Source organism: Martelella sp. NC20 (genome assembly GCF_013459645.1).
Taxonomy (GTDB): domain Bacteria; phylum Pseudomonadota; class Alphaproteobacteria; order Rhizobiales; family Rhizobiaceae; genus Martelella.
The window spans coordinates 1,231,907-1,256,887 of record NZ_CP054861.1; the positions used below are offsets into that span (position 1 = coordinate 1,231,907).

The following is a 24,981-nucleotide window of genomic DNA, read 5'->3' on the forward strand; positions in this document are numbered from 1 at the left end:
GAAAAGCGCTGCCTCTATCGGAAACCCTCTTCGCCGGGATTGTGCAGGCGGGCGCCGCGCTCCGCGATTTTTTCCGGCGCCTTGTCGACCGGCACGTTGGGAGCGGCGGTCGGCTCGGCGATCCGGCGGGCCGGATTGTGGGCCCAGTGCACGGCGTTGGCGATCACGCGCTGGACATTGGCGTCGTGATAGGTCGGATAGGTCTCGTGGCCGGGGCGGAAGTAGAACACATTGCCCGCGCCGCGCTTGTAGGTGAGGCCGGAGCGGAACACCTCGCCGCCCTGGAACCAGCTCACGAACACGGTCTCGAGCGGTTCCGGCACGCCGAAGGGCTCGCCGTACATTTCCTCGTTTTCAAGCTCGAACATCGGCCCGACGCCGGCGGCGATCGGGTGGTTGGCGGAGGTCACCCACAGCCGCTCGCGCTCGCCCGCCTCCCGCCAGGTGAGATTGCAGGCCGTGCCCATCAGCCGTTTGAACGGTTTCGAAAAATGCGCCGAGTGCAGGAAGATCATGCCCATCCCGCTCCACACCGCCTCGCAGACCCGCTCTGCGACGGCGTCGGAGATCTCGCCGTGGGCGGCATGGCCCCACCACAGCAGGACGTCGGTTTCGGCAAGCCTCTGCGCGGTCAACCCATGTTCGGGATCCTGGAGAACGGCGGTTTCGGCGGAGATCCCGTCATCGCGGTTGAGGCTTTCGGCGATGGCGGCATGCATGCCGCGCGGGTAAAGGTCGGCCACGGTCTTGTTGGTCTGCTCGTGGACGTTCTCGCCCCAAACGAGTGTTCTGATCGTCATGTCTGGTATCCACTTTTCCCGGATGGGCTCGGCGCATTTCGCGACCCGGGCGGGCTCGCCCGAAATTCGCGGAAATGCGGAAAACAAACAGATGGAGCGGGTCCGCGGTTCTTTCGTGAAAAGCGGCCCGGCTCCGGGTTCAGCCGTCCTCGCCGAAGCGGTCGGCAATCAGCGCCTCGATCGCATCGAGCGCCGGCTCCGCCTCGGCTCCCGCGGCGGAAACGAGAATAGTGCTGTTGATGCCGGCTGCAAGCATCATCAGCCCCATAATCGACGTACCGCCGACATTCATGCCATCCTTGGTGACATTGACGGAGGCGTCGAACTTTTCGACGGTCTGAACGAATTTCGCGGAAGCGCGCGCATGCAGCCCCCTTTTGTTGAGAATGGTAAGGCGGCGGGTCAGCGGTTCCATCTAGCCTGTTAGTTCCCGTTCAGAACACGGCTTGCGACATTGATATAGCGGCGGCCGGCATCCTCGGCTTCGGCAAGCGCCTTGGCCATGTCGTTTTCCTGGCGCACGGCCACGAGCTTGATCAGCATCGGCAGGTTGACGCCGGCGATCACCTCGGTCGTGCTGTTCATCACCGAAATCGCAAGATTTGAGGGCGTTCCGCCGAACATGTCGGTCAGGATGATGACGCCATTGCCGGCATCGACCCTGCCGACAGCGCCAACGATATCGTCGCGGCGGCGATCCATGTCGTCCTCGGGACCGATCGAAATCGTCTCGATGGCATCCTGGGGCCCAACAACATGTTCGACCGCCAGACGGAATTCCTCCGCAAGGCCGCCATGGGTCACAAGAACCAGTCCGATCATTCACCAAGCTCCTTTTCGGCAGGCGATCACGTTCGCATCTTGTCGAAGCGGGCGCGAAGTGCAAGCCAAAAGGGCGAAATCTCACATGAAATCAGTTGCAGCCGTCGCTCTGATGCGGGCCGGTCACAAGTCGCCCGTGCCGAGGCGATCAGTAATCGGCGAAACGCGGCCGTGCGGGACGTCCTTCCTCAAGTCCGGGACAAAGTGCTGCAAGCGTCGAAAACGGATCGGGCGAGGGCCAGTGCAGGCGGGCGAGCGGCAGCGCCAGACCGGGCAGAACGGCGAGGCTTTCGCCGGCTTCCGGCAGGCGCGCGGCCTCGGCCGGATCGACGGGCAGGAGCGCGAAATCGATGACCGCCTCCGGCAGGTGGTCGATGGGGACGAGGCCGGTCCCGCGGATTTCGATCAATCCCGCGGTCGCCGCCGGGGCTGCAGCCACCACCGTGCCGTTGAAGGCCGAAATCATGATCTGGTCATCGGCGATCAGGCTTGCATGAAGGCCATGCAGCCGTCCCGCCCGTATCAGCGAGAGCGCGAGCGCGCTTTTGCCGGCGCCAGAGGGGCCGGTGATCAGGATGCCGGTCGCCCCAAGCACGATTGCCGTCGCATGCAGATTGGTCGCGCCGGTCATGATGCCTTGCCGATGGCCGCCGGCAGGGTGAGCGTGAAGCGTGCGCCCCTGACCTCGCCGGTTTCCGGATCGGTGACGTTTTCCGCCGCAAGCGTGCCGCCATGGGCCTCGGCGATCTGGCGCGAGATCGAAAGACCGAGGCCGGAATTCTGGCCGAAGGCCTCGCCATCCGGCCGGTCGGTGTAAAACCGCTCGAAAATGCGCTCCAGCGCATCGGGCCGGATGCCGGGGCCATTATCGGTGACGGTGACGGTGATCTGTGCCCTTGTGCGGGTCAGCGCCACATCGACGCGGCCGGTCTTCTCGGGCACGAAGGACCGGGCGTTTTCGATCAGATTGGTGACGATCTGGCCGATGCGCAGATCATGCCCGATCGCCTCGAACGCGGTCTTGCCGTGATTGCCGGGATGGGCGGTGAATCCGATCTGCACCTTTTTGTGGCGCTTGCTGGTCTCGCGAGAGATCTCCACCAGGTCGGTGAGCAGCGCCTCGACATCGAAGCGTGTGGCATCCTCGCGGGCAAGTTCGGCATCGAGCCTGGAGGCGTCCGAGATATCGCTGATCAGCCGGTCGAGGCGGCGCACATCGTGCTGGATGATTTCGGTGAGCCGGGCCTTGGACTCCTCTGTTTTCGCCAGCGGCAGCGTCTCGACCGCGCTGCGCAGCGAGGTCAGCGGGTTTTTCAGCTCGTGGGCGACATCGGCGGCGAAACTGTCGATCGCGTCGATCCGGTCATAGAGCGCCGTGGTCATCTCCCTGAGCGCTGTCGACAGATGGCCGATTTCGTCCTGGCGGGCCGAAAAATCCGGGATTTCCTCACGCTCGCGCGGTCCCCCGCGGCGCACCCTTACGGCGGCTTCGGAAAGCCGGCGCAGCGGATTGGCAATCGTCGAGGACAGCATGAAGGAGAGGATCATCGTCACCAGCGCCGTGACCCCGAAGACGCGGATGATCGCGATCCGCTCGGCATGGACGATCTGGTCGATATCGCCGGCCTGGGTGGACAGCAGCAATACGCCGAGGACCGCGCGAAAACGCTGGATCGGCACGGCGACGGAGACGATCAGCTTGCCCTTGTCGGTGACGCGCACCACGGCGGAACGCTGGGCATCGAGCGCCTTGACGACTTCCGGGTAGATCGAGCCGTCGCCGCCCGGCGCCTCCTCGTAGCGCGGCAGGTTGCCGGGCTGCAGGAAGCGGTTCATGAGGTTGCCGAGCTTGTTGCTGACGCTTTCGCTGTCGTCCACGCTGGCGGCGGGCAGATCGTAGCGCAGTACCTGTCCGCGCGAATAGAGATAGCGCGAATCGAGAATGAGATTGGCGTCCGGATCGAAGATCCGCGCTCTTGTCCGCGTCGGCGAAATCAGACGCCTGAGGATCGGCGCCACCTTTTCCGGATTGAGCGGAAAGCGAAGATCCTCGTCGCTGGTGGTCGGCCGGGCGCTCTCGCCGGCCTGCAGTTCCAGCAGCTTCTGCGGGTCGATGGTCATCGTGTCGGTTTCGACCGAGGCCGAGGAGGCGATCGCGCCGGCGATGATTTCGCCCTGGGTCAAGAGGCTTTCGACGCGCGCGTCGATCAGCCCCTCGCGAAACTGGTTGAGATAGAGGATGCCGCCGACCAGAAAGAACAGCGCCAGAAGGTTGAAGAACAGGATGCGCCAGTTGAGGCTGGAGAACACGGTCGAGGCCAGCACCCAGCGCATCACGGCGAAGGGCTTTCGCCAGCGCCGGGCCGGTTTGGCAGTGTTCTTGGCTGTGTCCGTCACGCTACGTCCTGCTTGCCCCGGCGGGCCCGAAGTCGATGGGCTCGCCGGTCGTCATCGGGAAAATCAGGCCGCCTCACGGAAGCGATAGCCGACGCCGTAAAGGGTCTCGATCATGTCGAAGTCGGTGTCGACGATCTTGAACTTCTTGCGCAGGCGCTTGATGTGGCTGTCGATGGTGCGGTCATCGACATAGACCTGATCGTCATAGGCGGCATCCATCAGCGCATCGCGGCTCTTGACCACGCCCGGGCGCTGGGCAAGCGATTGCAGGATCAGGAATTCGGTGACGGTGAGGGTGACCGCGCCGCCTTTCCAGGTGCAGGTATGACGCTCGCGGTCCATCACCAGCGGCCCGCGCTCCAGCGGACGGTTGGCCTCGCCATCGGCCGGCTTGATGCCGTTGGCGGCGGCCTCGCGGGCGGCGACCCGGCGCAGCACGGCGCGGACGCGCTCCACCAGCAGGCGCTGCGAGAAAGGCTTGGTGATGAAATCGTCGGCGCCCATCTTGAGGCCGAACAACTCGTCGATCTCCTCGTCCTTCGAGGTCAGGAAGATCACCGGCATGTCGGATTTCTGGCGCAGCCGGCGCAGCAGTTCCATCCCGTCCATGCGCGGCATCTTGATATCGAAGATGGCAAGCTGCGGGGGGTTGGCCTGAAGCCCGGTCAGCGCGGTGGCGCCATCGGTATAGGTGTCGACGCGATACCCCTCCGATTCGAGCGCGATCGACACCGAGGTCAGAATATTGCGGTCGTCATCGACCAGAGCGATCGTCTGCATGGGGAACTCCCTGTCAGCTTGGTTTTGGAAGGACCGCCCCGAAAGAACGGACCAACTCCCTGTTTTTAGCATTTGTTGGAAAAAAACTGGAACAAATTGTGGCAGGATCGCCGGTTACGCCAATCCGCTGCGGTTTAAACCGGATTTCGCGCCGGCTTTTCTGCGCGGTTAAAGTCATGAGAAAACAGGGAAAATTTCATATCGCTGTCATGCGTGAATTTTCTTTAATCGATTAAATAACTGATTTCATTACCTTTTGAGACTTTCCCGGTTGTCGGATGCGAATTTATTTAATATGTTTTTAAAAAATTGAATTTGCTTCTGAAAGGCGAAGACATGGCGGAGCATGGAATTTACAATCGCAGCTTTCCGGTGGACCAGGCGGGGCTGAAAGACCTCAATGAAGTCTACTACAACCTTCTTCCGGCTGAACTCTGCGAGGAATCAATCCGTCGTGGCGAAGCCGTTCTGACCGCCGGCGGCGCGTTGCGCGCGCTCACCGGCCAGCACACCGGCCGTTCGGCAAAGGACAAGTTCGTCGTTTGCGATGACGTCACCCGCGACCAGATCTGGTGGGACAACAACAAGGCCATGACGCCGGAGCATTTCGCGCTTCTGAAGGCGGACATGCTGGCCCATGCCGCCGGCAGGGACCTTTTCGTGCAGGACCTGATCGGCGGCGCCGATGAGGACAACCGCCTGCCGACGCGCGTGATCACCGAATATGCCTGGCACGCCCAGTTCATCCGCAACCTGCTGATCCGTCCCGATCGCGACGCGGTGGAGGATTTCGAGGCGAAGCTGACGATCATCAACCTGCCGTCCTTCGCGGCCGATCCGAAGCGCTACGGCTGCCGCACCGAGACCGTGATCGCCTGCGATCTGGTCAACGGCCTGGTGCTGATCGGCGGCACGTCCTATGCCGGCGAGATGAAGAAATCGGTGTTCACCGTGCTCAATTACCTGCTGCCGGAACGCGGCGTGATGCCGATGCACTGCTCGGCCAATGTCGGCGATGACGGCGATGCCGCGGTGTTCTTCGGCCTGTCGGGCACCGGCAAGACCACGCTTTCGGCCGATCCGGCGCGCACGCTGATCGGCGATGACGAGCATGGCTGGGGCGAAAAGGGCCTGTTCAACTTCGAGGGCGGCTGCTACGCCAAGACCATCCGGCTTTCGGCGGAGGCCGAGCCCGAGATCTACGCCACGACCCAGCGTTTTGGCACGGTGCTGGAAAATGTCGTGCTCGATGCCGACCGCAATCCCGATTTCGACGACGGCTCGCTGACCGAAAACACCCGTTGCGCCTACCCGCTGGATTATATTCCCAACGCCTCGCGCACCGGGCTCGCGCCCCATCCCCAGACCGTGATCATGCTGACGGCGGATGCCTTCGGGGTGCTGCCGCCAATCGCGAAGCTCACCCCCGAGCAGGCGATGTACCACTTCCTGTCGGGCTACACCGCCAAGGTCGCGGGCACCGAAAAGGGCGTCACCGAGCCCGAAGCGACGTTCTCGACCTGTTTCGGCGCGCCGTTCATGCCGCGCCACCCGACCGAATATGGCAATCTGCTGAAGGCGCTGATCGCGCAGCACGGCGTCCAGTGCTGGCTGGTCAATACCGGCTGGACCGGCGGCGCCTATGGCACCGGTAGCCGCATGCCGATCCGCCAGACCCGCGCCATGCTCGCCGAGGCGCTGTCGGGCCGGCTTGCCGGCGCCGATTTCCGCACCGATGCCAATTTCGGCTTCGAGGTGCCGGTCTCCGTGCCGGGCGTCGATGCCGCCATCCTCAACCCGCGCGGCACCTGGGCGGATGCCAACGCCTATGATGCGCAGGCAAAGAAACTGGTCGACATGTTCGTCGCCAACTTCGCCAAGTTCGAGGACCATGTGGATGACGGCGTCAAGGCCGCGTCGCCGGGCGTTCTGGCGGCGGCCTGACAAACAGACGAACCCTGAAAAGGGTGCGCGATACCCGGGCGGCACTGGTCGTCCGGGTATTTTTTCGTTTCCGCGATCGACCTGTTACCACGACAGTTCCACATGCGGACGGCCGTCGGACGTCTTGGCAGGAGACCGCCCGGTCTCATCGACCGTGCAGTTGATCCGCCGCCTGAAAGCCGAGAAACTGTCGAATGTCACCACATCGACGGGGTCGTCGAACTTCAGCGTCAGACGATAATGGCCCGGCTTGCCCGCAAAGGCGCTGGCGGAAATGATCTCGGCGTTGAAGGCATGGCCCAGATAGGTTCCCGAGACCCGTGAGCCGAGCATCCACGGATTGAGCGGCGGGCGATTGCTGATCCTGGCATGCAGCGTGTTCCAGTCGCGAAAGCCCAGTTGGGCGGCAATCAGTTCCAGCGCGCGCGAATGGGTGATCGGCTGGCCTTCGCGGCCAAGATGAGCGCGCAGACGTTTGGCCTGATCCTTGAGCGCCTCAAGCGATGGCAGTGGGGAATTGGGTAAATTGGACATGGCGAAGTCTTTCCTTCGCATCCGCTGTCTGGTGTTTCGGTGCCCGCATTGCCGGAAACGCGAATGCGCAAGGTTTGAAAACATCGCTCATCGGTTCAATGGGCACTTCACCATGGTTTCACATGAAACCCGCGGGCGGCCGGCGACCCTTGCCGTTGCTGCTGAGTAGGCCGCTTTTGCGGCCACGTCAAGCAATGCCCGCGCGGCGGAGATTGCGGTCTTGAAGGGCGGGACGCGGCATGAGATAACGCGAGCCATGGCTTCAAGCGACCTTTTCATCAATGACCGGATCACGATCTTCGGCTGGGAACTGACCGAACAGTTCGTGCTGGCGGGCGGGCCCGGGGGGCAGAACGTCAACAAGGTCGCGACCGCCGTTCAGCTGTTCTTTCCGCTCGCAGCCTCGCCCTCGCTGCCCGAGGCGGTCAAGCGCAATGCCGTGCGCCTTGCCGGCCGCAAGGTCTCCAAGGAAGGCGTGCTGATGATCGAGGCCAACCGGTTTCGCAGTCAGGAGCGCAATCGCGAGGATGCCCGCGAACGGCTGAAGGAACTGATCCTCGCCGCCGCCGCCCCGCCGCCGCCAAGACGGCGCAAGACCCGGCCCACCAAGGGTTCGATAGAACGCCGGCTGAAGGAAAAGACCGGCCGCGGCACCATCAAGAAAATGCGCGGCAAACCCGCGCCCGACGAGTAGTCGCGATGACCGACCTGCCCGAGGGTTTCCGCTATCTGCCGGATCATCTCGACCGCGCCGCCCAGCAGGCGCTGGTCGACGAAATCCGGGCCGTGGTCACGGAGGCCCCGCTTTACGTGCCGCGAATGCCGCGCACCGGCAAGCCGATGTCGGTCAGGATGACCAATTGCGGCGCGCTTGGCTGGGTCACCGACAAGGAACGCGGCTATCGCTATCAGCAAACTCATCCGGCTACGGCCAAGCCATGGCCGCCGATGCCGGCAAGCCTTCTGAACCTCTGGGATACGCTTGCGGACTACCCGCGCCCGCCCGAGGCCTGCCTCGTCAATTTCTATGACGATACCGCGAGGATGGGTCTGCATCAGGACAGCGACGAGGCCGATCTGAACGCGCCGGTGCTCTCCGTCTCGCTCGGCGATACCTGCCTGTTCCGCGTCGGCGGCACCGAGCGCTCCGGCAAGGCGGTGTCGCTGAAGCTCAAAAGCGGTGATATCGTGCTGCTCGCCGGAAAAAGCCGCCTCGCCTTCCACGGCGTCACCCGGACCTATCCCGGCACCTCGACGCTGCTGAAGAATGGCGGCCGGATCAACCTGACGCTGCGCCGGGTGACGGTGTAGCCGCCGCATTGCATGCAAGAGCCGGCTAGATCATCCTCGCCGGGTTCAGTTTGTTGACAAAGCCTACTCTACTCTCCGCCGTCATGCTCGGGCTTGTCCCGAGCATCTAAGCACGTATCAACACGACGGCCGTCTCGGGCGAGATCAATTACGAAACGCCAACGCCGCTCGTGCGGAACGGTGGTTAGATCCTCGGCACAAGGCCGAGGATGACGCCCGTGGAAAGGATAGGTTTGCTCAGCTATCTGAGCCGGGGGGCATCCCGCCGGCATGCCCCGGGAGGCGGGATCACACTGCACCCGTCGCACTCATGCCCCGGCGGTTCTGGATGATCGCGGCGATCACCACCGGCGACATCACCGCAAGGCCGATCACCAGCAGTTCGAGATCGCCGATCCCGGCAACCGCCTCGCCGGGCAGCGCGATCAGGATCGCGCCGATCAGGAGCGGCAGCCGCAGGATCCAGGCATAGGGGCTGTCGCGGAAGATCGGGCCGATGCCCATGATGTATCCCTGGATGCCGCTTGCGAACATCCACACCCCGAACAGCGCTAGCGAGACCGAAAGCAGGATATTGCCCCAGCTTCCGTGGCCGATCAGCGCCGGATCGAACACGAAGAAGAACGGGATGAAGTAGACGATGCTGCCGATCTTCATGGCTTCGAACCCGGTCCGCATCGGCGGCGTGTTGGCGACCGAGGCGGCGGCGAAGGCGCCGAGCGCGACCGGCGGCGTGATGAACGACAGCATGCCCCAGTAGAAGATGAACAGATGCGAGGCGAGCGGATCGAGCCCGACCTGGATCAGCGCCGGCGCCAGCATCACCGCGAGGAAGATGTAGCAGGCCGTCGCCGTCATGCCGGTGCCGAGAACCAGGCTGGTGAGCGCGCCCATGATCAAGAGCAGCAGCGGGCTGTCGCCGGCGATCGACAGCAGGTCGTTGACCAGCGTCGCCGCAAGGCCGGTCATCGAAAGCCCGCCGACGATCATGCCGACGGCGGCAAGCGTCGCGGCAAGCGTTGCAAACAGCCGGGCAAGCGAATCGATGAAGTGCAGCAGTTCCTTCTTGCCCCAGCGGTCGGTCTTCGAGACGATCTGGTTGATCACCAGCAGCGCGGCGGTGGCGTAGAACGGCGCATATTGCTCGTTCTGCATCACCAGCAGCATGAAGGTCAAAAGCGCGAAGGCGAAGACGTGGTGCCAGCCCTCCTTCAGCGTCTGCTTCAGGTTCGGCAGTTCGGCGACCGGGATACCCTTCAGCCCCTCGCGCGCCGCCCGCGCATCGATCTGGATGAACAGGCCCATGAAATAGAGGAAGGCGGGGATCGCCGCCGAAACCGCGATCGTCGCATAGGGCACCTGCAGGAAATCCGCCATGACGAAGGCCGCGGCCCCCATGACGGGCGGCATCAGCACGCCGCCCGTCGAGGCGCAGGTCTCGATCCCGGCAGCCGTCGTGCCCTTCATGCCGACCCTGCGCATGGCCGGAATGGTCATGACGCCGGTGGTCAGCACATTGGTGACGACGCTGCCCGAAAGCGAGCCCATCAGCCCGCTCGAAAGGATCGCGACCTTGGCCGGTCCGCCGCGGACATGACCGAGAAGCGCGAAGGCGAGGTTGATGAAGAACCGGCCCGCGCCGGTATGTTCGAGCGCCGCACCGAAGATGACGAAACCGAACACGAGATTGGCGAACGCCTTCAGCGGAATCCCGAGCATGCTCTCAAGGCTCATCGCATGATAGGCCGCGACATAGCGGAACGGCGAGGCGAACGCCGAGATCGGTCCGGGCATCCTGTCGGCAAACAGCGGATAGGCCGAAAAGAACAGTACGATCAGACCGAGGATCAGCCCGCCCGCCCGCCGTCCGGCGTCGAGCATCAGGATCCACAGGATGGCGCTGAAGATCACCGCCACCTGCGGTGGCGACATTTCCCAGCCCATGAGCACGATGTCATAGGCGTGGATGACGAAATAGGAGAGCGTGACGACAGTGATGGTGGCGAGCGCCCAGTCGATGACCCCCGGTCCCTTCGCGCTGTTGCCGCCAAAGCCGGGAATGAGCAGAAACACCATCGGTATGGCGAGCGCCAGCACGAGATAGAAATACTGGTTTTCGAGGATCGTGAAACCGAAATGCGATCCGAGATTGAAGGTCTGGTTGGTGCCGAGCACCAGGAGGATCAGGGTAAACACCCTGACCGCCCAGCGCGCCGGACCGGGGAGATGGCGGGCGGGAGCCGTCTCGCCATCATGATAGATCTTTTCCGGTTCGGACATTTCGTTTTCTTACCTGAAATAGGCCGGGAAGCCGGCGGCTTCCAGCGCATCGGCACGCACCTGCATCCACTTGTCGCCAAAGCCGTCGCCGCTTTCGCCTTCCATGGTTGCCCAGGCATCCTGAAGCACCTTGCCGCGGGCCATGAGGTCATCATTGTGCTTCTGGATTTCGTCGGTCCAAACGCCTGCTTCCTTGTAGTATTCGATGGCGCCGGCATTATACGGCACGACCCAGTCGAACACCTGGCGGTCCGCCGCCCAGCCGGAGGTGCCCGACTGCATCTTGGAATAGACCGGGGCCTGCAGGTCGATCGCCTTGGTGACGTTGTAGACCAGGTCTTCCGGGGCGGTGTAGGTGATCAGCGCCGGATAGGGCACGCCCGCGCATTCGAGCGGATGATCCTCGTCGATATCGACGCCGACGGTCGCCTTGCGCTGGGTGAAGTGCGGGTTGACGGCCTGCAGCCGTTCCCAGCCCGCCGTGTCGGAAAACGGCATCGCCAGCCATTTGAGGCCCTGCGGCGAGGCTGCGGCCTGTTCCAGCACGCCGCTGCCGGAGGTCACGGCCGTCATCGCGTCGATCTGGCCGCTGGTGAACGCCTGCCATGCGCCGCCATAGCTCGGCTGTTCGACAAGCTGGACATCGTCGATGGTGAGACCGCCAAAGGCGAGAAACGCCCGGACATTGGACTGGAGCGACGGAGAACTGACCACCCAGCCGATCTTCTTGCCCTTCAGATCCTGGATCGAATTGATGCCGTCATTGGCGGCAACCCCCATGGCAACGCCGTTATCGGCGCCCGCGAGATCCACGGCCGTCAGTTTCTGCGGCCCGAGTTCCGGCGTGGCGTAGCTCAGCACGCCCTCGAAGGCGTAGAAGGCATCGCTGCCGGCAAGCGCGAACGGCACCCGGCCCTCGCGCGCCGGCGCGATCCGCGAAAGATCGGTGGAGGCCGGCAGCACCCGCAGCGAAATGCCATAGGCATCTTCCAGCGCCTTGCCGACCGCGATCGACTGGTTGTAGCCAAGACTGCCGGTGTCGAAACTGGTCCAGACCAGCGTTTTCGGCAGCGTTACGGTATCATCGGCGGCGACAGCACTGCCCGCCACCAGGCAGAATGCGCCGAGCGCCATGCGCGCAAGTGTATTCATTGGTTTATCCTCCTCGTCATTTTGGCTGACTTCCTCGGCATCGCCGGCGCAATCGCCGCCTTTCTGCCGTCCCGACCCGAAATTAGGATGACTGGTGTCCGGGGGATATTTCAATCCAGATACGTTTCGCCTGGCGGAATAAGGGCCGCCGCCGATGCCGGAGAAGCGGAACCTAAGGCGGCATGAAAAAGGCGGCCCGAAGAGCCGCCGATACTTGCTGGATAATGATGAAACAGCAACGCAGTGCCGGAGCGAAGCCGTGTTTGAATGCCGAGCCGAACTAAAGCCAACCGTCAAGTCAACAGATACTCCCCCCTCAAGGGCATGGGAATTGCAATTGACCTTTCCGCACAGCCCCCAAATCTTCTCGCCCCGGAGGGGAGAGATGTCGCGACAGCGACAGTGAGGGGGGAGCCCATCCCCTCGGGCGCCCTCACAACTGGAAACGCGGCTTCACCCTCACTGCCCCTTTCGGGGCATCTCTCCCGCAAGCGGGCGAGAGTATTTGGAGCAAGCCATTAGGCCAAATGCGATAGCCCATGCTCCGCATGGGGAGCGAGCCTAAATGTCCCATCGCTGCGCGCCTTGAACCGAGCCAAAATCATCAATCACATCGATGCGAGCCACGCCTCCTCGCCCTCGTGGAAGGCGGCGAGGTCTTCGGGGCGGTCGTCGCCGAGCAGGTTCTGGTTGACGGTGATGCCGCGGCTGCCCTGGAGATAGGACAGGAAACAATAGCTCGGGCGGAAGCTTTCGAGCTTGTCCCAGTCGATCGGCAACCCATCGCGCGGGTTGAGGGCGCTCATGACGTCGCGCTCGAACAGCACCTCGAAACTCAGGATCTTCCAGCGGCCGTCCTCGCGCACGCAGCGCGAGAAGAAGCGGCAGAACACGTGGAAATCGACCGTGACATCGTGGAGCTTGGCGCGGTTGAAGATCATCGCCGGGCTTTCCACGGTCGCCCTGTCGCCGTTGATGCGGGCGAAGGCTGGAAACACCCAGTGCTTGCCGCCGCGCACCTTCTTCATGAATTCGCGGCTGGAATCGACATAGGCAGCCCCCCCTTTGCCGTCATACCAGCTTGTTCGCACATAGGCGTCGTCGTGAAAGCATTCGCGCATCACGTCGAAACGCCCCTGATCGCGAGCGAAACGCTCCCGGCGCACCAAGTCGAACAGTTCCTCGCGCTCGAGCATTTCCATCAGGCGTTTTTCGGTTTCGGGTTGCATGTTGTCCTCCGCATCGATGCCGGTCAGGCGAAAAAGCCGACCAGGGCCTTGGTTTCCAGATATTCCTCGAAGCCCGCAAGGCCGAATTCTCGACCATTGCCGGATTGTTTGTAGCCGCCAAAGGGCAACGCCCGGTCAAAGGGCGCGCCATTGTAGTAAACCCGCCCGGCGCGCAGACGATTGGCGATCCCGCGCGCGCGCTCGGGATCGGGCGACTGCACGAAGCCCGCGAGACCGAACGGCGTGTCATTGGCGATCTCGACCGCCTCGTCCTCGCTTTCATAGAACATCATCGACAGCACCGGGCCGAAGATTTCCTCGCGCGCGATCCGCATCTCCGGCGTCACATCGGCGAATACGGTCGGATTGACGAAATAGCCGGCGTTCTGTGCGGCCGGGCGGCCGGGACCGCCGGCAACCAGCGTCGCGCCTTCCGCGATCCCGGAGACGATCAGCGCCTGCACCTTGTCGAATTGCGTCCGGCTCACCAGCGGGCCCATCGTCGTCTTCGGGTCCATCGGATCGCCAAGCACGATCGTATCGATCGCGCCGCGCGCGGCCTCGATTGCTTCTTCACGATTGACGCGCGGCACCAGCATGCGGGTTGGCGACTGGCAGTTCTGGCCGCCATTGACGTTGCAGGCATGGACGCCGGCGGCGACCGCCTTCGCGATATCGGCATCGGGCAGAATGATGTTGGCGGATTTGCCGCCGAGTTCCTGGGCCACGCGCTTGATCGTGTCGGCGGCAAGCTTGGCAACGCGGATGCCCGCGCCCCCCGAGCCGGTGATCGACACCATGTCGATGTCCGAGTGGCTTGCGATCGCCTCGCCGACGGTCGGCCCGTCGCCGGCGACGAGGTTGAAGACGCCTGCGGGAACGCCGGCCCGGTCGATGATCTCGGCAAGCGCCTTGGCGCTCAGCGGCGCGATCTCGCTCGGCTTCAGCACCATGGTGCAGCCGGTGGCAAGCGCCGGCGCGATCTTCGAGGCCATCTGGTTCAGCGGCCAGTTCCACGGCGTGATCATGCCGCAGACCCCGATCGGTTCGCGCCGGACGATGCCGGTCGGTTCGGGACGCTCGAATGCGTAGGTTTCCAGAATCCGGATGGCTTCCTCGAAGTGAAACAGCGCGACGGTCGCCTGCCGTTCCGTCGAGAATGTGATCGGCACGCCCATTTCCATCGTCATCAGCCGGGCAAGCTCGGGCAGGTCTGCCCGGAAGCCTTCCACGATGCGATGGAGCGTTTCAAGCCGTTCCTCGCGCGTCGTTATCGACCAGGTCGCAAAGGCCCGGCGCGCGGCAGCGACGGCCATATCGACATCGGCAGCGGAGCCGAGCGCGACACGGCCGATCCGCTGTTCGTCGGCCGGGTTGATGATCGCCATCTCGCCAGCGCCTGCAGGCGTCACCCAGCTTCCGTCAATATAGAACTCCAGCGCGTCCATGATCCTCTCCCTTGCTCGGCAGCGGCGACTTTATCCGTCGCGGGCAAGGCTGCAATCGGGGCGCTGCCGCATTTCGTCTGACGAAATGAAAGGCGCGCGGTTTTGCCTGGCATTGCGATGGTATCTAGAACATCATCTCCAACAGGAGGACAGCATGCGGCGCTATTTCGAGGATTTTGAGGTCGGCGAGACCTGGACCAGCAAGACGATTACCCTGTCGGAGGCCGATATCATCCGCTTTGCCGGCGAATACGACCCGCAGCCGATGCATACCGATCCCGAAGCGGCGGCAAAGGGCCGGTTCGGCTCGCTGATCGCCAGCGGCTGGCAACTCGCAGCGCTTTCCATGCGCCTGTTCGTGGAACAGGGCGGCTATGGCGAAACGCCGATGGTCGGCCTTGGCGTCGATGAGCTGCGCTGGCGGCGGCCGGTCAGGCCCGGCGATGCGCTGACCGTCACCCGCGAGGTGGTGGAAACCTCCCGGCATGAAAAACGCCCCGAATTCGGCCGCGTCCGCACCAGGGTGACGATGACCAACCAGGACGGTGAGGCGGTGATGACCTTCACGTCACTCGGTCAGGTGCCCGCGCGCGATGCGGGGTAGCGGCATAATGAGGAGAGTGGGTTGATAAACCCGGCAAGTGGTTACGGAGTTGCCGCGCTATCCGCCGTCATCCCGGCCCTGAGCCGGGATCCAGTAAGCGCAAGTCCTTGCGCCCAAAACCTTTTTTTGAAAATCACCACAGGTGGCCCTGGCTGCCGGCTCAAGGCCGGCATGACGGATGAGCTTGGGAGGACTTTGTCAGCGGTCAGGAAAGCGTCTCCCTTTCGGCTGACGAAACGCGGCGGCGGCAGGGGATGCGTCCGTCGCCGTCCGCGCATATGAACGACGCATGAATCAGGGAGGATGCATTGTGCAGCAGATCAGCCGCAGGGATTTTTTCGTTACGACGCGCGACGGCGTCAGGATCGCGATCCGGGAGGTGGTTGACGAGGCCGCGCCCGACCGTGCCGTGCCGATGATCCTGATGCATGGCACGCGGATTCCAGGCCTTTCCGAATATGATCTCGATGCGCCGAACGGCTCGCTTGCCGAAGACCTGGCCCGCAGCGGGCACCGCTGCTACATCGTCGATGGCCGCGGCTTCGGCCGGTCCGAGCGCCCGCCGGAAATGGAAGCGCCGCCGCAAAAGTCCCGGCCGCTTTACCGCATGCTGGAACTGACGCGCGATCTCGACGCAGCCGCCGATCATCTGCGCAATGCAAGCGGGTATGACAAGGTCGGCATGTTCGGCTGGGGCGTCGGCGGCACCTGCGTCATGGCCTATGCGGCGCTCTGGCCGGAAAAGGTCAGCCACCTCGTGCTCTACGTGATGATGTATGGCGCGGCCGGCAATCACCCGAAATTCCGTCATGGCTCGCAATGGGAGGATCCCGCCCGGCCCGGTCATTTCAACCGCCCGCATTTCGGCAATTACACCTTCAATGCCGTCGACATGCTGACCCGCGAATGGGACCGGCAGATCCCGATCGAGGACAAGACCGCATGGCGCGACCCGGCCATCGTCAAGGCCTTCGAGAAGGCGCTGATCGATGGCGATCCGACCGCGAAGGACCGCGATCCGCCGACCTATCGCAGCCCCAACGGCATGCTGGAGGACCTGTTCCTGATGGGAACCGGCCACAAGCTTGTCGATGCCAGCCAGGTCTATGCCCGGGTCATGATCGTGCGCCCGGAATTCGACACGCTCAGCCAGAAGGATGATATGGACGCGCTTGCCGGCGACCTGATCAATGCGGCGGAAGTGTTATACTGGCAGCCGGAAAACACCACGCACTACATTCTTTTCGATCGGCCCGAACGCGGACGGGATGCGATGCTTGGAGAAATGGACGCGTTTCTGGGACGCTGATTCGTTTCGCCTGGCGAAACAAAGGCCTCGCACGGTTTGCGTTTCGCAAGCGGATTGATAGGCAGGAACAGGACAAGGGTGCGATCTGGCATTGGGGATTGAGGCCAGCCACCCGCAACGGAGGAGGAAAACATGAAAACCACAATTTTTGGCACGATCGTGCTTGGCTTTACGGCAATGACGGCAACCGGCGCCTATGCCGCAACCTGCCCGGACGGCTTTCCGGAAAAGCCGATCCAGATGCTTGTCGGTTACGGCGCGGGCGGCGGCACGGATGCGATTGCGCGCGCGCTCGCGGCCGAAATCGAGGAGAGCCAGGGCTGGACGGTGATCACCGACAACAAGCCGGGCGCCGGCGGCGGGGTGATGTCGGCGATGCTGATGAACATGAAGCCCGATGGCTATGCGATCGGCGTCGGCGCGACCGGCACGGTGGCGCTCAACCCATACGAAAACAACGACACGCCCTACACCTATGAAAGCTTCGACTATCTGGGCACCGCGATGCAGATCAATTACGGCCTGGTGGCGCTGGTCGACCGGCCCTACCAGAACCTCGAGGAATTCATCGCCTATGCCAGGGAAAACAATGGCGCGACCATTGCCGTCGGCGGCAAGAGCCAGGAAATCCTCGTCGATCAGATGGCCAAGCACTACGACGTGACGCTGATCGCGGTGCCGAGCAAGGGCGCCGCCGACGCGCTTCAATCGACGCTTGGCGGCCATGTGGATGCAACCACACAGGGCACCCAGCATGTGCAGCAGATCAAGGCCGGCGCGATGAACCAGCTCGCCTCGCTCACCGATTCCCGCGTGCCCTACGCGCCGGATTCGCCGTCGCTGGTGGAGGGCGGCCTCGATGCCACGATCGAGGGACAGACCATCTTCATGATCCCCAAGGGCGTCGATCCTGCGATCAGGACCTGCCTTGAAGAGGCGCTCGACGAGGCGGTCAATTCGCAAAGCTATGGCGAGCTGATGACCAGGCTGGAAAACGAGCCGCTCAATCTCGGGCCTGAGGGAACGACCGAGCGGATCGCGCAGAACGCCCGGTTCTACAAATCCTATCTCGGCAAGTGACGCGGGAAGGTCTGGCGGCATGCATTTCGAACGACTGATCGGGGGAGCCGCCATCATCTTCGGCGGGTTCCTGCTGTTCTACCTGATCCCCGATCAGGTGACCGCCAGCGCCGGGCCGATCGACCCGTCGCTGTTTCCGAAAATTGCCGCCTGGCTGTTCATCCTGCTCGGCGCGGTGCAACTCGTCATGAAACCGCGCGAGGCGTCCGCGTTCGATGCTTACGAATTCGTCCGTCTCGCCGGCCTCACCATCGCCGTGCTTGTGGCGGCGCTGGCGATGCCGCGGATCGGTTTCCTGCCGTCGGCGGTGGCGCTGATGGCGGTGATCTGCGCCTTCATGTTCGAACGGCGCAGAGCCTGGCTTGCCGCCACGGTCGCGGCCGTGCCGGTCGGCACATGGTTCGTCTTCGTCATCGTGATGGGCCGTCCGCTGCCCGCAATACCGTTCTGAGAAAGCGCCATGCCTGATCTTGCAACCATTATCGGCGGGCTGACGGACGCGCTCACGCTCACCAATCTTTTCTACATCATCATGGGCGTGGCCGTCGGCCAGATCGTCGGCGCCATACCCGGCATGACGCTGTTGATGGCGCTCGCGATCGCGATCCCGCTCACCTATACGCTCGACACGCTGACGGCGCTCGCCTTCCTGATTTCCGTCAACAAGGGCGGCACGGTCGGCGGCGCGATCCCGGCGATCCTGATCAATACGCCGGGCACCCCGGAATCGGCGGCAACCGCGCTCGATGGCCATCCCATGGCCAAAAAGGGCAAGCCGATGAAGGCGATGAAATATGCGCTGTATTATTCGGTTTTCGGCGATATTTCGAGCGACATCGTGCTGATCACGATCTCGGCGCCGCTGGCTATTGTGGCGCTGAAAATGGGGCCGATCGAGATCACCGCGCTGATGATCCTCGCCTTCACGGTGATTACCGGGCTTGTCGGCAATTCGATGGTGAAGGGGCTGATGGCGGCGGCCCTCGGTTTTCTGTTCGCCTCCGTCGGCATCGATCCCGGCCTCGGCACGCCGCGTTTCACCTTCGGCTCGCTCGATCTTTACGACGGCCTGCCGCTGACGGCGATGTCGATCGGGCTTCTGGCCGTTTCCGAAATCTTCCGCCAGATCGCCGCGACCACGCGGGCCACCAGCACCGCCTCGCCCATCCGCGTTCGTTCCGATGATCCCGACGACAGGGGCGTCACCTTCGCCGAACTGATGGCGAACAAATATGTCGCGATCCGCGCCTTCGTGATCGGGACCGTGATCGGGGCGATCCCGGGGCTCGGCTCGGCGACGGCAGGATTTCTGTCCTATTCGGTCACCAAGCAGGCAGCGAAGGACCCCGAAAGCTTCGGCACGGGCGATCCGCGCGGCATCGCGGCTTCGGAAGCCGCCAATTCCGCGGTGGTCGGCGCCAATCTGATACCGCTGCTGACGCTCGGCATCCCCGGCAATATCGCCGCCGCCCTTCTCGTCAGCGCCTTCATCATTCACGGCGTCCAGCCGGGCCCGCTTCTGTTCGAGGAACAGGGCCGGCTGATCTACGGTCTGTTCGGGGCGATGCTCATTGCCAATTTCTGCAATCTCGGCGTCGGCCAGATCGGCATGCGGATCTGGGCGCTGGCGATCGCCGCGCCCAATTCGGTGGTCTATCCGGCAGCCCTGCTGCTCTGCGTCACCGGCGCCTATGTGACCGCCGGTTCGATGTTCGGCATCTACATCATGCTCGCATTCGGCGTTCTCGGCTATTTCATGCAGCGTTTCGGCTTTTCGGTGGTCGCCTTCATCATCGGCTATGTGCTGACGCCGGAACTGGAATCGAAAATGGTGCAGTCGATCCTGATCAGCCGCGGCGACCCGATGGTCGTGTTCCAGCATCCGATCGCGCTGGTGCTGCTGGCGCTCTCGGTCATCTCGATCGTCTATCTGGGGCCAAGGAAGAGAAAGCCGAACCCGGAACCGGAGCCCATCGAGGACTGACCTGCGGTCTCGCTCAGAGCTTTCTGAGCGCGACCGTTTCGACCAGATGATCGCGGCCCTTGCGCAGGATCAGGTCGGCGCGGGGACGGGTCGGCAGGATGTTTTCCTCGAGGTTCCTGAAGTTGATCTTGTCCCAGAGCTCTTCGGCATGGGCGATCGCTTCCGCCTCGCTGATCTGGGTGAAGCGGTGGAAATAGGAGGCCGGGTTCTGGAACGCGGTGGCGCGCAACTGCCGGAACCGCTCGATATACCACTGATGGATCAGCGAGACCTCGGCATCGATATAGATCGAGAAATCGAAGAAATCCGAGACCATCGGCACCATCCGCCCGCCGGCCGGCAGATTGCGGGCCTGCAATACGTTGATGCCCTCGAAGATCAGGATATCGGGCCGGTCGACGGTGACGAAGCCGTCGGGCAGCACGTCATAGCTCAGATGCGAATAAAGCGGCGCCTTGACATGCGGCATGCCGGCCTTGATCGCCGACAGGAAATTCAGGATCGCGCCGGTATCGAAGCTCTCGGGAAAGCCCTTGCGCTGCATCAGCCCGTCGCGCTCCAGCACGGCATTGGGATAGAGAAATCCATCGGAGGTGACGAGATCGACCTTGGGGCTTGACGGCCAGCGCGCAAGCAGCTGTTTCAACAGGCGCGCGGTGGTGGACTTGCCGACCGCGACCGGGCCGGCAACGCCGATGATGAACGGCGTCTTGTTGTCCTGCTCGTCGAAGTTCAGGAACCGCGCGCGCTGGCGAAACAGCATCTGCGAGCTTTCCACATGCGTGGACAGAAGCCGCGACAGCGACAGATAGATGCGGCGGACTTCCTCAAGCTCGGTCGGGTCGTTGAGCGAGCGCATCTCGCGCACTTCGTCGGCCGTCAGCGTCAGCGGCGTATCGGCGCGAAACCGGGCCCATTCCTCCGCGGTGAAGAAGCGATAGGGCGAGACCCTGCCCGGGCGGATATCGCCCTGCGCCTGCAGGGCGTCCTGGAAGTCCTCGATCATCACGATGGCCGTCCCGCCTTTTCCTCCAGGCCGGATTGGCCCGTGCGGCGGGAAAGTTCGTCCATCACCTCGGAAAGCGGAACATCGGCGATCTTCAGCACCACAAGCAGGTGAAACAGCACGTCGGCGGTTTCCTCAATGAGGTTCTCGCGGTCTTCCGCGATCGCGGCGATCACGGCTTCAACGGCTTCCTCGCCAAACTTCTTGGCGGCCTTGCGCTGGCCGCCGGCGACGAGTTTCGCGGTCCAGCTTTCTTCCGGTGAGGCCTCGGCGCGGGTTCTGACGATTTCTTCCAGATCGGCGAGCGTGAATTCTGACATGTCTTCTCCTCAGCCGTCAGTCGAGCCTGACGGCGATCCCGCTGTCAGCCATATACTGTTTCGCCTCGCCTATGGAATAGGTGCCGAAGTGAAAAATCGACGCAGCCAGAACGGCCGTGGCGTGACCATCGCGGATGCCCTCGACCAGATGCTCGAGCGTGCCGACGCCGCCCGACGCGATCACGGGCACGGAAACCGCATCGGCAAGCATGCGGGTCAATTCGATGTCGTAGCCCGCCTTGGTGCCGTCGCGGTCCATGGATGTGAGCATGATTTCGCCCGCGCCCAGATCAACGACCCTGCGCGCAAATTTCACCGCATCGATGCCGGTCGGCTTACGTCCGCCATGGGTAAAAATTTCCCAGGCGCTGTCGCCTTCCTCTGCCGGCGTTTCGCGCCGTTTGGCATCGATCGAAACGACGATGCACTGATTGCCGAACTTGTCGGCGGCCTCGGCCACGAAATCCGGGTTGTTCACCGCCGCCGAATTGATCGACACCTTGTCGGCGCCGCACAAGAGCAGCTTGCGGATATCGGCGACCGTGCGCACCCCGCCGCCGACGGTGAGCGGCATGAAGCAGTGCTCGGCGGTGCGGGTCACGACGTCGAAGATGGTGTCGCGATTGTCGGAGGTGGCGGTGATGTCGAGGAAGCAGAGTTCATCCGCCCCCGCCGCATCATAGGCCTGCGCCGCTTCCACCGGATCGCCGGCATCGATCAGGTCGACAAAGTTGACGCCCTTGACGACACGACCGTCCTTGACGTCGAGACAGGGTATGACACGGGCTTTGAGGGTCATGAGGTCAGCCTTTCAAGAGCGCCAGCGCTTCGGCCGGATCGATGCGGCCATCATAAAGCGCGCGGCCGGAGATTGCACCTTCGAGGATCTGGGCGTCCGGCGCGGTCATCCGGGCGATGTCGGCCATCGAGGCGAGACCGCCGGAGGCGATCACCGGGATCGAGACTGCGCGGGCAAGTTCCAGCGTGGCCTCCCAGTTGATGCCGGTCAGAATGCCGTCGCGATCGATGTCGGTGTATATGACCGCGGCAACGCCGGCGCCCTCGAAGCGTTTGGCGAGCTCGATGACTTCGAGCTCCGAAGCCTCGGCCCAGCCCTCGACCGCCACCTTGCCGCCGCGCGCATCGATGCCGACGGCGACCTGGCCCGGAAACGCCTTGCAGGCGGCCTTCACAAGGTCCGGGTCGCGCACCGCGACGGTGCCGAGGATGACGCGGGCAAGGCCGCGCGACAGCCAGTTCTCGATATGGGCCAGCGAACGGATCCCGCCGCCGAGCTGCACCGGGTTGTTCGTCGCCTTCAGGATCGCGTCAACCGCCGCGCCATTGACGGTCTCACCCGCGAACGCGCCGTTGAGGTCAACCACATGCAGCCATGAAAACCCCTGATCCTCGAAGGCCTTCGCCTGTGCCGCCGGATCGGGATTGTAGATCGTCGCCTGCTCCATGTCGCCAAGCTTCAGGCGAACGCACTGGCCGTCTTTCAGGTCGATTGCGGGGAAAAGGATCATTTTGGCTTCATTCTCTCACAATAGCTTACGGCGCCCACGTCAGAAAATTGGCGATCAGCTTGAGGCCGAGGGTCTGGCTCTTTTCCGGGTGGAACTGGCTGCCGGCCTTGTTGCCGTCTGCGACGAAGGCGGTGACGGGGCCGCCGTAATCGGTGGTGGCGATCACCTGTTCCGGTTTTTTTGCCGCAAGGTGATAGGAGTGCACGAAATAGGCGTGGAGGCCATTCTCGCCGGTCTCGATGCCGTCGAAAAGCGGGTGCGGCCGCGTCAGCGTCAGCGTGTTCCAGCCGATCTGCGGGATCTTTAGGCCGGGATCGGCGGGCGTGATCGGGGTGACGTCGCCGGCAATCCAGCCGAAGCCTTCGGAGACGGTTTTCTCCAGCCCGCGTTCGGACATCAGCTGCATGCCGACGCAGATGCCCAGAAACGGCCGGGCCCTGACCTCCACCGCCTCGCGGATCGCCTCGACCATGCCGTCGACGGCTGAAAGGCCGGCGCGGCAATCGGCATAGGCGCCGACGCCCGGCAGCACGATCCGGTCGGCGCTGGCCACCACCCCGGCCTTGTCGGTGAGCACGATCTCAGTGTCGGCGCCGATTTCGCGGGCGGCCCGCTCGAACGCCTTGGTGGCCGAGCGCAGATTGCCCGAGCCATAGTCGATAATCGCGACGGTGTTGGTCATACGGTCGTTCCGTTTATAAGGCGGCCGCCCTCAGGCGAGCATGCCCTTGGTGGACGGCACGCGGCCTTCCTGGCGGGGGTCGATTTCGGCCGCCGCGCGCAGGGCGCGGGCCACCGCCTTGAAACAGGTCTCGGCGATGTGATGGCTGTTGGCGCCGTAGTGATTGAGCACATGCAGCGTGATGCCGGCATTCTGGGCCAGCGCATGAAAGAACTCGCGCATCAGCTCGGTATCGAAGGTGCCGATCTTCTCGCTCGGAAAGGTGACATTCCATACCAGGAACGGCCGGCCGGAAAGATCGAGCGCCGCCTTGGTCATGGTCTCGTCCATGGCGAGATCGATCGAGGCATAGCGGGTCACGCCGGCGCGGTCGCCGAGCGCCTTGGCCAAAGCCTGGCCGATGGCGATGCCGACATCCTCCACGGTGTGGTGGTCGTCGATATGCAGGTCGCCCTTCGCCTCGATCGTCATGTCGATCAGCGAATGGCGGGAAAGCTGGTCGAGCATATGGTCGAAGAAGCCGATACCGGTCGCAATCCGCGCCTCGCCGGTACCGTCGACATTGACGGCAACGGAAACGGCGGTTTCCTTGGTCTTGCGCGAAACATCCGCGCGTCGGGCGTCTTTTCCAGCGGCCATAATGCCTGATGCCTCCATGATAAGGGATGATCGGCGTTTCTTAACAGGCAGGGTCGGGAAGCGCAAAAGAAAACCGGCCGCAGAAAACCGGCCCCCGAAAACCGGCCATGGAAAACCGGCGATGTTTCCCAAGCGCATATTCTCCGCTAAAGGAGGGGCAGATTTCACCGAAAGTCCCTCATGCCCGCCGCAAATCGTCCCGCCCTGCCTTATTTCGCCGCAGCCTTCGCCGCCGGCTGCGTGCTGGCGATGATGACCCATCTGAATGCCGTTATGGGTTTCTACAGCAATGCGATGTTCGCCTCCTGGACGGCGCATGCCACCGGCACGGCGGTCTCGATCGCGCTGCTTGGGCTTCTCCGTTTCAAGAAGCCGGCGGCGACGGCCGGGGCAAAGCCTTCGATACCCTGGTGGGCCTATCTCGGCGGCGTGTTCGGCGCGGCCACGGTGGTGTGCGCGGCGCTCGCCGTCAATTCGCCGCTGGCGCTCTCCGGCACGATCGCGATCGGGCTAGCCAGCCAGGTGCTGTTTTCGCTGGCCGCGGATTACTGGGGCTTTTTCGGCCTGCCGGCGCGCAAGCTCGACCGCCGGGATCTCTGCGTCGTGGCGCTGATCCTGACGGGCGGCCTGCTGGTCATTCTGGCGGGGGCCACGGCATGATCGCGGCGATATTCTTTGCCGTCGTCACCGGCCTGCTGGTGGTGCTCAGCCGGCAGGTCAATGGTCGTCTCAGCCTCTCCACCTCGCCGATGACATCGTCATTCTTCAACCATCTGGTCGGCTTCGTCGTCATGAGCGTGGTGCTTTTCGCTATCGGCGGGCTCTGGCCGACCTCGTTTTCCGCTATTCCCTTTCATGCCTGGCTCGGCGGTCCGCTCGGCGTGATCTTCGTGGCCGCCGGATCATGGGTGATCCCGAAGATCGGCGCGGTCAATACCGCGGTGCTGATCATCGGCGGCCAGATGATCGCCGGCGCGGCGATGGACATGGCGGACGGCATGACCGCTTCGCCGGTATTGCGGTTTTCGGGCCTGGCGCTGATCCTCGCCGGTATCCTGCTGGCGCAGGCCCGCCCGAAGGCGTGACCCCCTCACGGATTGCAAATATGGCAGGGCTGCCTACATAGGAGGC

The 24,981-nt window shown here is 63.4% G+C and carries 27 protein-coding genes; 10 read left to right on the forward strand and 17 right to left on the reverse strand.

What is annotated here, in order from left to right:
- Window positions 1-14 precede the first annotated feature (14 nt).
- From HQ843_RS05950 to HQ843_RS05975, 6 genes are all read right to left on the reverse strand, one after another.
- On the reverse strand, window positions 15-800 hold the full coding sequence (locus HQ843_RS05950; protein WP_180899381.1) for a ThuA domain-containing protein: 786 nt from the start codon (window positions 798-800) through the stop codon (window positions 15-17).
- 139 nt (window positions 801-939) lie between these two features.
- The gene (locus HQ843_RS05955) at window positions 940-1,215 is read right to left on the reverse strand and encodes an HPr family phosphocarrier protein (protein WP_180899380.1); all 276 of its coding nucleotides are present in this window, start codon (window positions 1,213-1,215) and stop codon (window positions 940-942) included.
- 8 nt (window positions 1,216-1,223) lie between these two features.
- Window positions 1,224-1,622 carry a PTS sugar transporter subunit IIA gene (locus HQ843_RS05960; RefSeq protein WP_180899379.1) on the reverse strand — a complete coding sequence of 133 codons (399 nt, stop codon included), beginning with the start codon at window positions 1,620-1,622 and terminating at the stop codon, window positions 1,224-1,226.
- Window positions 1,623-1,770: 148 nt separating this feature from the next.
- Entirely contained in the window at window positions 1,771-2,253 is a 483-nt protein-coding gene (locus HQ843_RS05965; RefSeq protein WP_180899378.1) for an HPr kinase/phosphorylase, read from the reverse strand.
- Window positions 2,250-3,956 (reverse strand): sensor histidine kinase, encoded by a 1,707-nt coding sequence (locus tag HQ843_RS05970; protein WP_246710393.1) that lies wholly within the window; start codon window positions 3,954-3,956, stop codon window positions 2,250-2,252. Before HQ843_RS05970 ends, HQ843_RS05965 begins: the two co-directional genes overlap by 4 nt.
- A gap of 126 nt (window positions 3,957-4,082) precedes the next feature.
- The gene (locus HQ843_RS05975) at window positions 4,083-4,799 is read right to left on the reverse strand and encodes a response regulator transcription factor (RefSeq protein ID WP_180899376.1); all 717 of its coding nucleotides are present in this window, start codon (window positions 4,797-4,799) and stop codon (window positions 4,083-4,085) included.
- 336 nt (window positions 4,800-5,135) lie between these two features.
- On the opposite strand from HQ843_RS05975, the gene HQ843_RS05980 reads away from it, so the two are divergent.
- Window positions 5,136-6,743, forward strand: coding sequence for a phosphoenolpyruvate carboxykinase (locus HQ843_RS05980; RefSeq protein WP_180899375.1), 1,608 nt, complete (start codon window positions 5,136-5,138; stop codon window positions 6,741-6,743).
- An 84-nt stretch (window positions 6,744-6,827) separates the two neighbouring features.
- On the opposite strand, the gene HQ843_RS05985 is transcribed toward HQ843_RS05980, so the two are convergent.
- Window positions 6,828-7,277 (reverse strand): glyoxalase superfamily protein, encoded by a 450-nt coding sequence (locus HQ843_RS05985; protein ID WP_180899374.1) that lies wholly within the window; start codon window positions 7,275-7,277, stop codon window positions 6,828-6,830.
- Between the two features lie 256 nt (window positions 7,278-7,533).
- Between HQ843_RS05985 and arfB the strand changes: the two genes are divergently transcribed.
- Both arfB and HQ843_RS05995 read left to right on the forward strand, forming a co-directional pair.
- The gene (gene arfB / locus HQ843_RS05990) at window positions 7,534-7,971 is read left to right on the forward strand and encodes an alternative ribosome rescue aminoacyl-tRNA hydrolase ArfB (protein ID WP_180899373.1); all 438 of its coding nucleotides are present in this window, start codon (window positions 7,534-7,536) and stop codon (window positions 7,969-7,971) included.
- Between the two features lie 5 nt (window positions 7,972-7,976).
- Window positions 7,977-8,588, forward strand: coding sequence for an alpha-ketoglutarate-dependent dioxygenase AlkB family protein (locus tag HQ843_RS05995; protein ID WP_180899372.1), 612 nt, complete (start codon window positions 7,977-7,979; stop codon window positions 8,586-8,588).
- 288 nt (window positions 8,589-8,876) lie between these two features.
- Here HQ843_RS05995 and HQ843_RS06000 read toward each other — a convergent pair whose 3' ends face one another.
- From HQ843_RS06000 to HQ843_RS06015, 4 genes are all read right to left on the reverse strand, one after another.
- Window positions 8,877-10,868, reverse strand: a complete 1,992-nt coding sequence (locus HQ843_RS06000; protein ID WP_180899371.1) for a TRAP transporter permease — start codon at window positions 10,866-10,868, stop codon at window positions 8,877-8,879.
- 9 nt (window positions 10,869-10,877) lie between these two features.
- Complete coding sequence (locus HQ843_RS06005) at window positions 10,878-12,020, reverse strand: TAXI family TRAP transporter solute-binding subunit (RefSeq protein WP_180899370.1); 1,143 nt, start codon at window positions 12,018-12,020, stop codon at window positions 10,878-10,880.
- Between the two features lie 608 nt (window positions 12,021-12,628).
- Window positions 12,629-13,249: a nuclear transport factor 2 family protein gene (locus tag HQ843_RS06010; protein ID WP_180903425.1), complete on the reverse strand. Its 621-nt coding sequence runs from the start codon at window positions 13,247-13,249 to the stop codon at window positions 12,629-12,631.
- A gap of 23 nt (window positions 13,250-13,272) precedes the next feature.
- Window positions 13,273-14,697 carry an aldehyde dehydrogenase family protein gene (locus HQ843_RS06015; RefSeq protein ID WP_180899369.1) on the reverse strand — a complete coding sequence of 475 codons (1,425 nt, stop codon included), beginning with the start codon at window positions 14,695-14,697 and terminating at the stop codon, window positions 13,273-13,275.
- A 154-nt stretch (window positions 14,698-14,851) separates the two neighbouring features.
- Here HQ843_RS06015 and HQ843_RS06020 point away from each other — a divergent pair, with 154 nt between their 5' ends.
- The 5 genes from HQ843_RS06020 to HQ843_RS06040 all read left to right on the forward strand — a co-directional run bounded on the left by HQ843_RS06020 (window position 14,852) and on the right by HQ843_RS06040 (window position 19,674).
- Entirely contained in the window at window positions 14,852-15,301 is a 450-nt protein-coding gene (locus HQ843_RS06020; protein WP_180899368.1) for a MaoC family dehydratase, read from the forward strand.
- A gap of 310 nt (window positions 15,302-15,611) precedes the next feature.
- A complete protein-coding gene (locus HQ843_RS06025; protein WP_246710290.1) occupies window positions 15,612-16,610 on the forward strand; it encodes an alpha/beta hydrolase in 999 nt (332 codons plus the stop codon).
- Window positions 16,611-16,742: 132 nt separating this feature from the next.
- Window positions 16,743-17,690 carry a tripartite tricarboxylate transporter substrate binding protein gene (locus HQ843_RS06030; protein WP_180899366.1) on the forward strand — a complete coding sequence of 316 codons (948 nt, stop codon included), beginning with the start codon at window positions 16,743-16,745 and terminating at the stop codon, window positions 17,688-17,690.
- 19 nt (window positions 17,691-17,709) lie between these two features.
- A complete protein-coding gene (locus HQ843_RS06035) occupies window positions 17,710-18,141 on the forward strand; it encodes a tripartite tricarboxylate transporter TctB family protein (protein ID WP_180899365.1) in 432 nt (143 codons plus the stop codon).
- Between the two features lie 9 nt (window positions 18,142-18,150).
- Window positions 18,151-19,674 (forward strand): tripartite tricarboxylate transporter permease, encoded by a 1,524-nt coding sequence (locus HQ843_RS06040; RefSeq protein WP_180899364.1) that lies wholly within the window; start codon window positions 18,151-18,153, stop codon window positions 19,672-19,674.
- Window positions 19,675-19,687: 13 nt separating this feature from the next.
- Here HQ843_RS06040 and coaA read toward each other — a convergent pair whose 3' ends face one another.
- Genes coaA through hisB form a run of 6 tightly spaced genes read right to left on the reverse strand, consistent with a single transcriptional unit; the run spans window position 19,688 to window position 23,850 of the window.
- Window positions 19,688-20,680: a type I pantothenate kinase gene (gene coaA, locus HQ843_RS06045; RefSeq protein ID WP_180902302.1), complete on the reverse strand. Its 993-nt coding sequence runs from the start codon at window positions 20,678-20,680 to the stop codon at window positions 19,688-19,690.
- Window positions 20,680-21,000, reverse strand: coding sequence for a phosphoribosyl-ATP diphosphatase (locus HQ843_RS06050; RefSeq protein ID WP_180899363.1), 321 nt, complete (start codon window positions 20,998-21,000; stop codon window positions 20,680-20,682). The genes coaA and HQ843_RS06050 overlap by 1 nt, the downstream gene beginning before the upstream one ends.
- A 16-nt stretch (window positions 21,001-21,016) precedes the next feature.
- Complete coding sequence (hisF, locus tag HQ843_RS06055; RefSeq protein ID WP_180899362.1) at window positions 21,017-21,799, reverse strand: imidazole glycerol phosphate synthase subunit HisF; 783 nt, start codon at window positions 21,797-21,799, stop codon at window positions 21,017-21,019.
- A 4-nt stretch (window positions 21,800-21,803) separates the two neighbouring features.
- Window positions 21,804-22,529 (reverse strand): 1-(5-phosphoribosyl)-5-[(5-phosphoribosylamino)methylideneamino]imidazole-4-carboxamide isomerase, encoded by a 726-nt coding sequence (gene hisA, locus HQ843_RS06060; protein ID WP_180899361.1) that lies wholly within the window; start codon window positions 22,527-22,529, stop codon window positions 21,804-21,806.
- Between the two features lie 25 nt (window positions 22,530-22,554).
- A complete protein-coding gene (gene hisH / locus HQ843_RS06065) occupies window positions 22,555-23,211 on the reverse strand; it encodes an imidazole glycerol phosphate synthase subunit HisH (protein WP_180899360.1) in 657 nt (218 codons plus the stop codon).
- 30 nt (window positions 23,212-23,241) lie between these two features.
- Complete coding sequence (gene hisB, locus HQ843_RS06070) at window positions 23,242-23,850, reverse strand: imidazoleglycerol-phosphate dehydratase HisB (RefSeq protein ID WP_180899359.1); 609 nt, start codon at window positions 23,848-23,850, stop codon at window positions 23,242-23,244.
- Window positions 23,851-24,030: 180 nt separating this feature from the next.
- On the opposite strand from hisB, the gene HQ843_RS06075 reads away from it, so the two are divergent.
- Window positions 24,031-24,510 (forward strand): DMT family transporter, encoded by a 480-nt coding sequence (locus HQ843_RS06075; RefSeq protein WP_180899358.1) that lies wholly within the window; start codon window positions 24,031-24,033, stop codon window positions 24,508-24,510.
- Window positions 24,507-24,935: a DMT family transporter gene (locus HQ843_RS06080; RefSeq protein WP_180899357.1), complete on the forward strand. Its 429-nt coding sequence runs from the start codon at window positions 24,507-24,509 to the stop codon at window positions 24,933-24,935. Before HQ843_RS06075 ends, HQ843_RS06080 begins: the two co-directional genes overlap by 4 nt.
- Window positions 24,936-24,981: the final 46 nt, after the last annotated feature.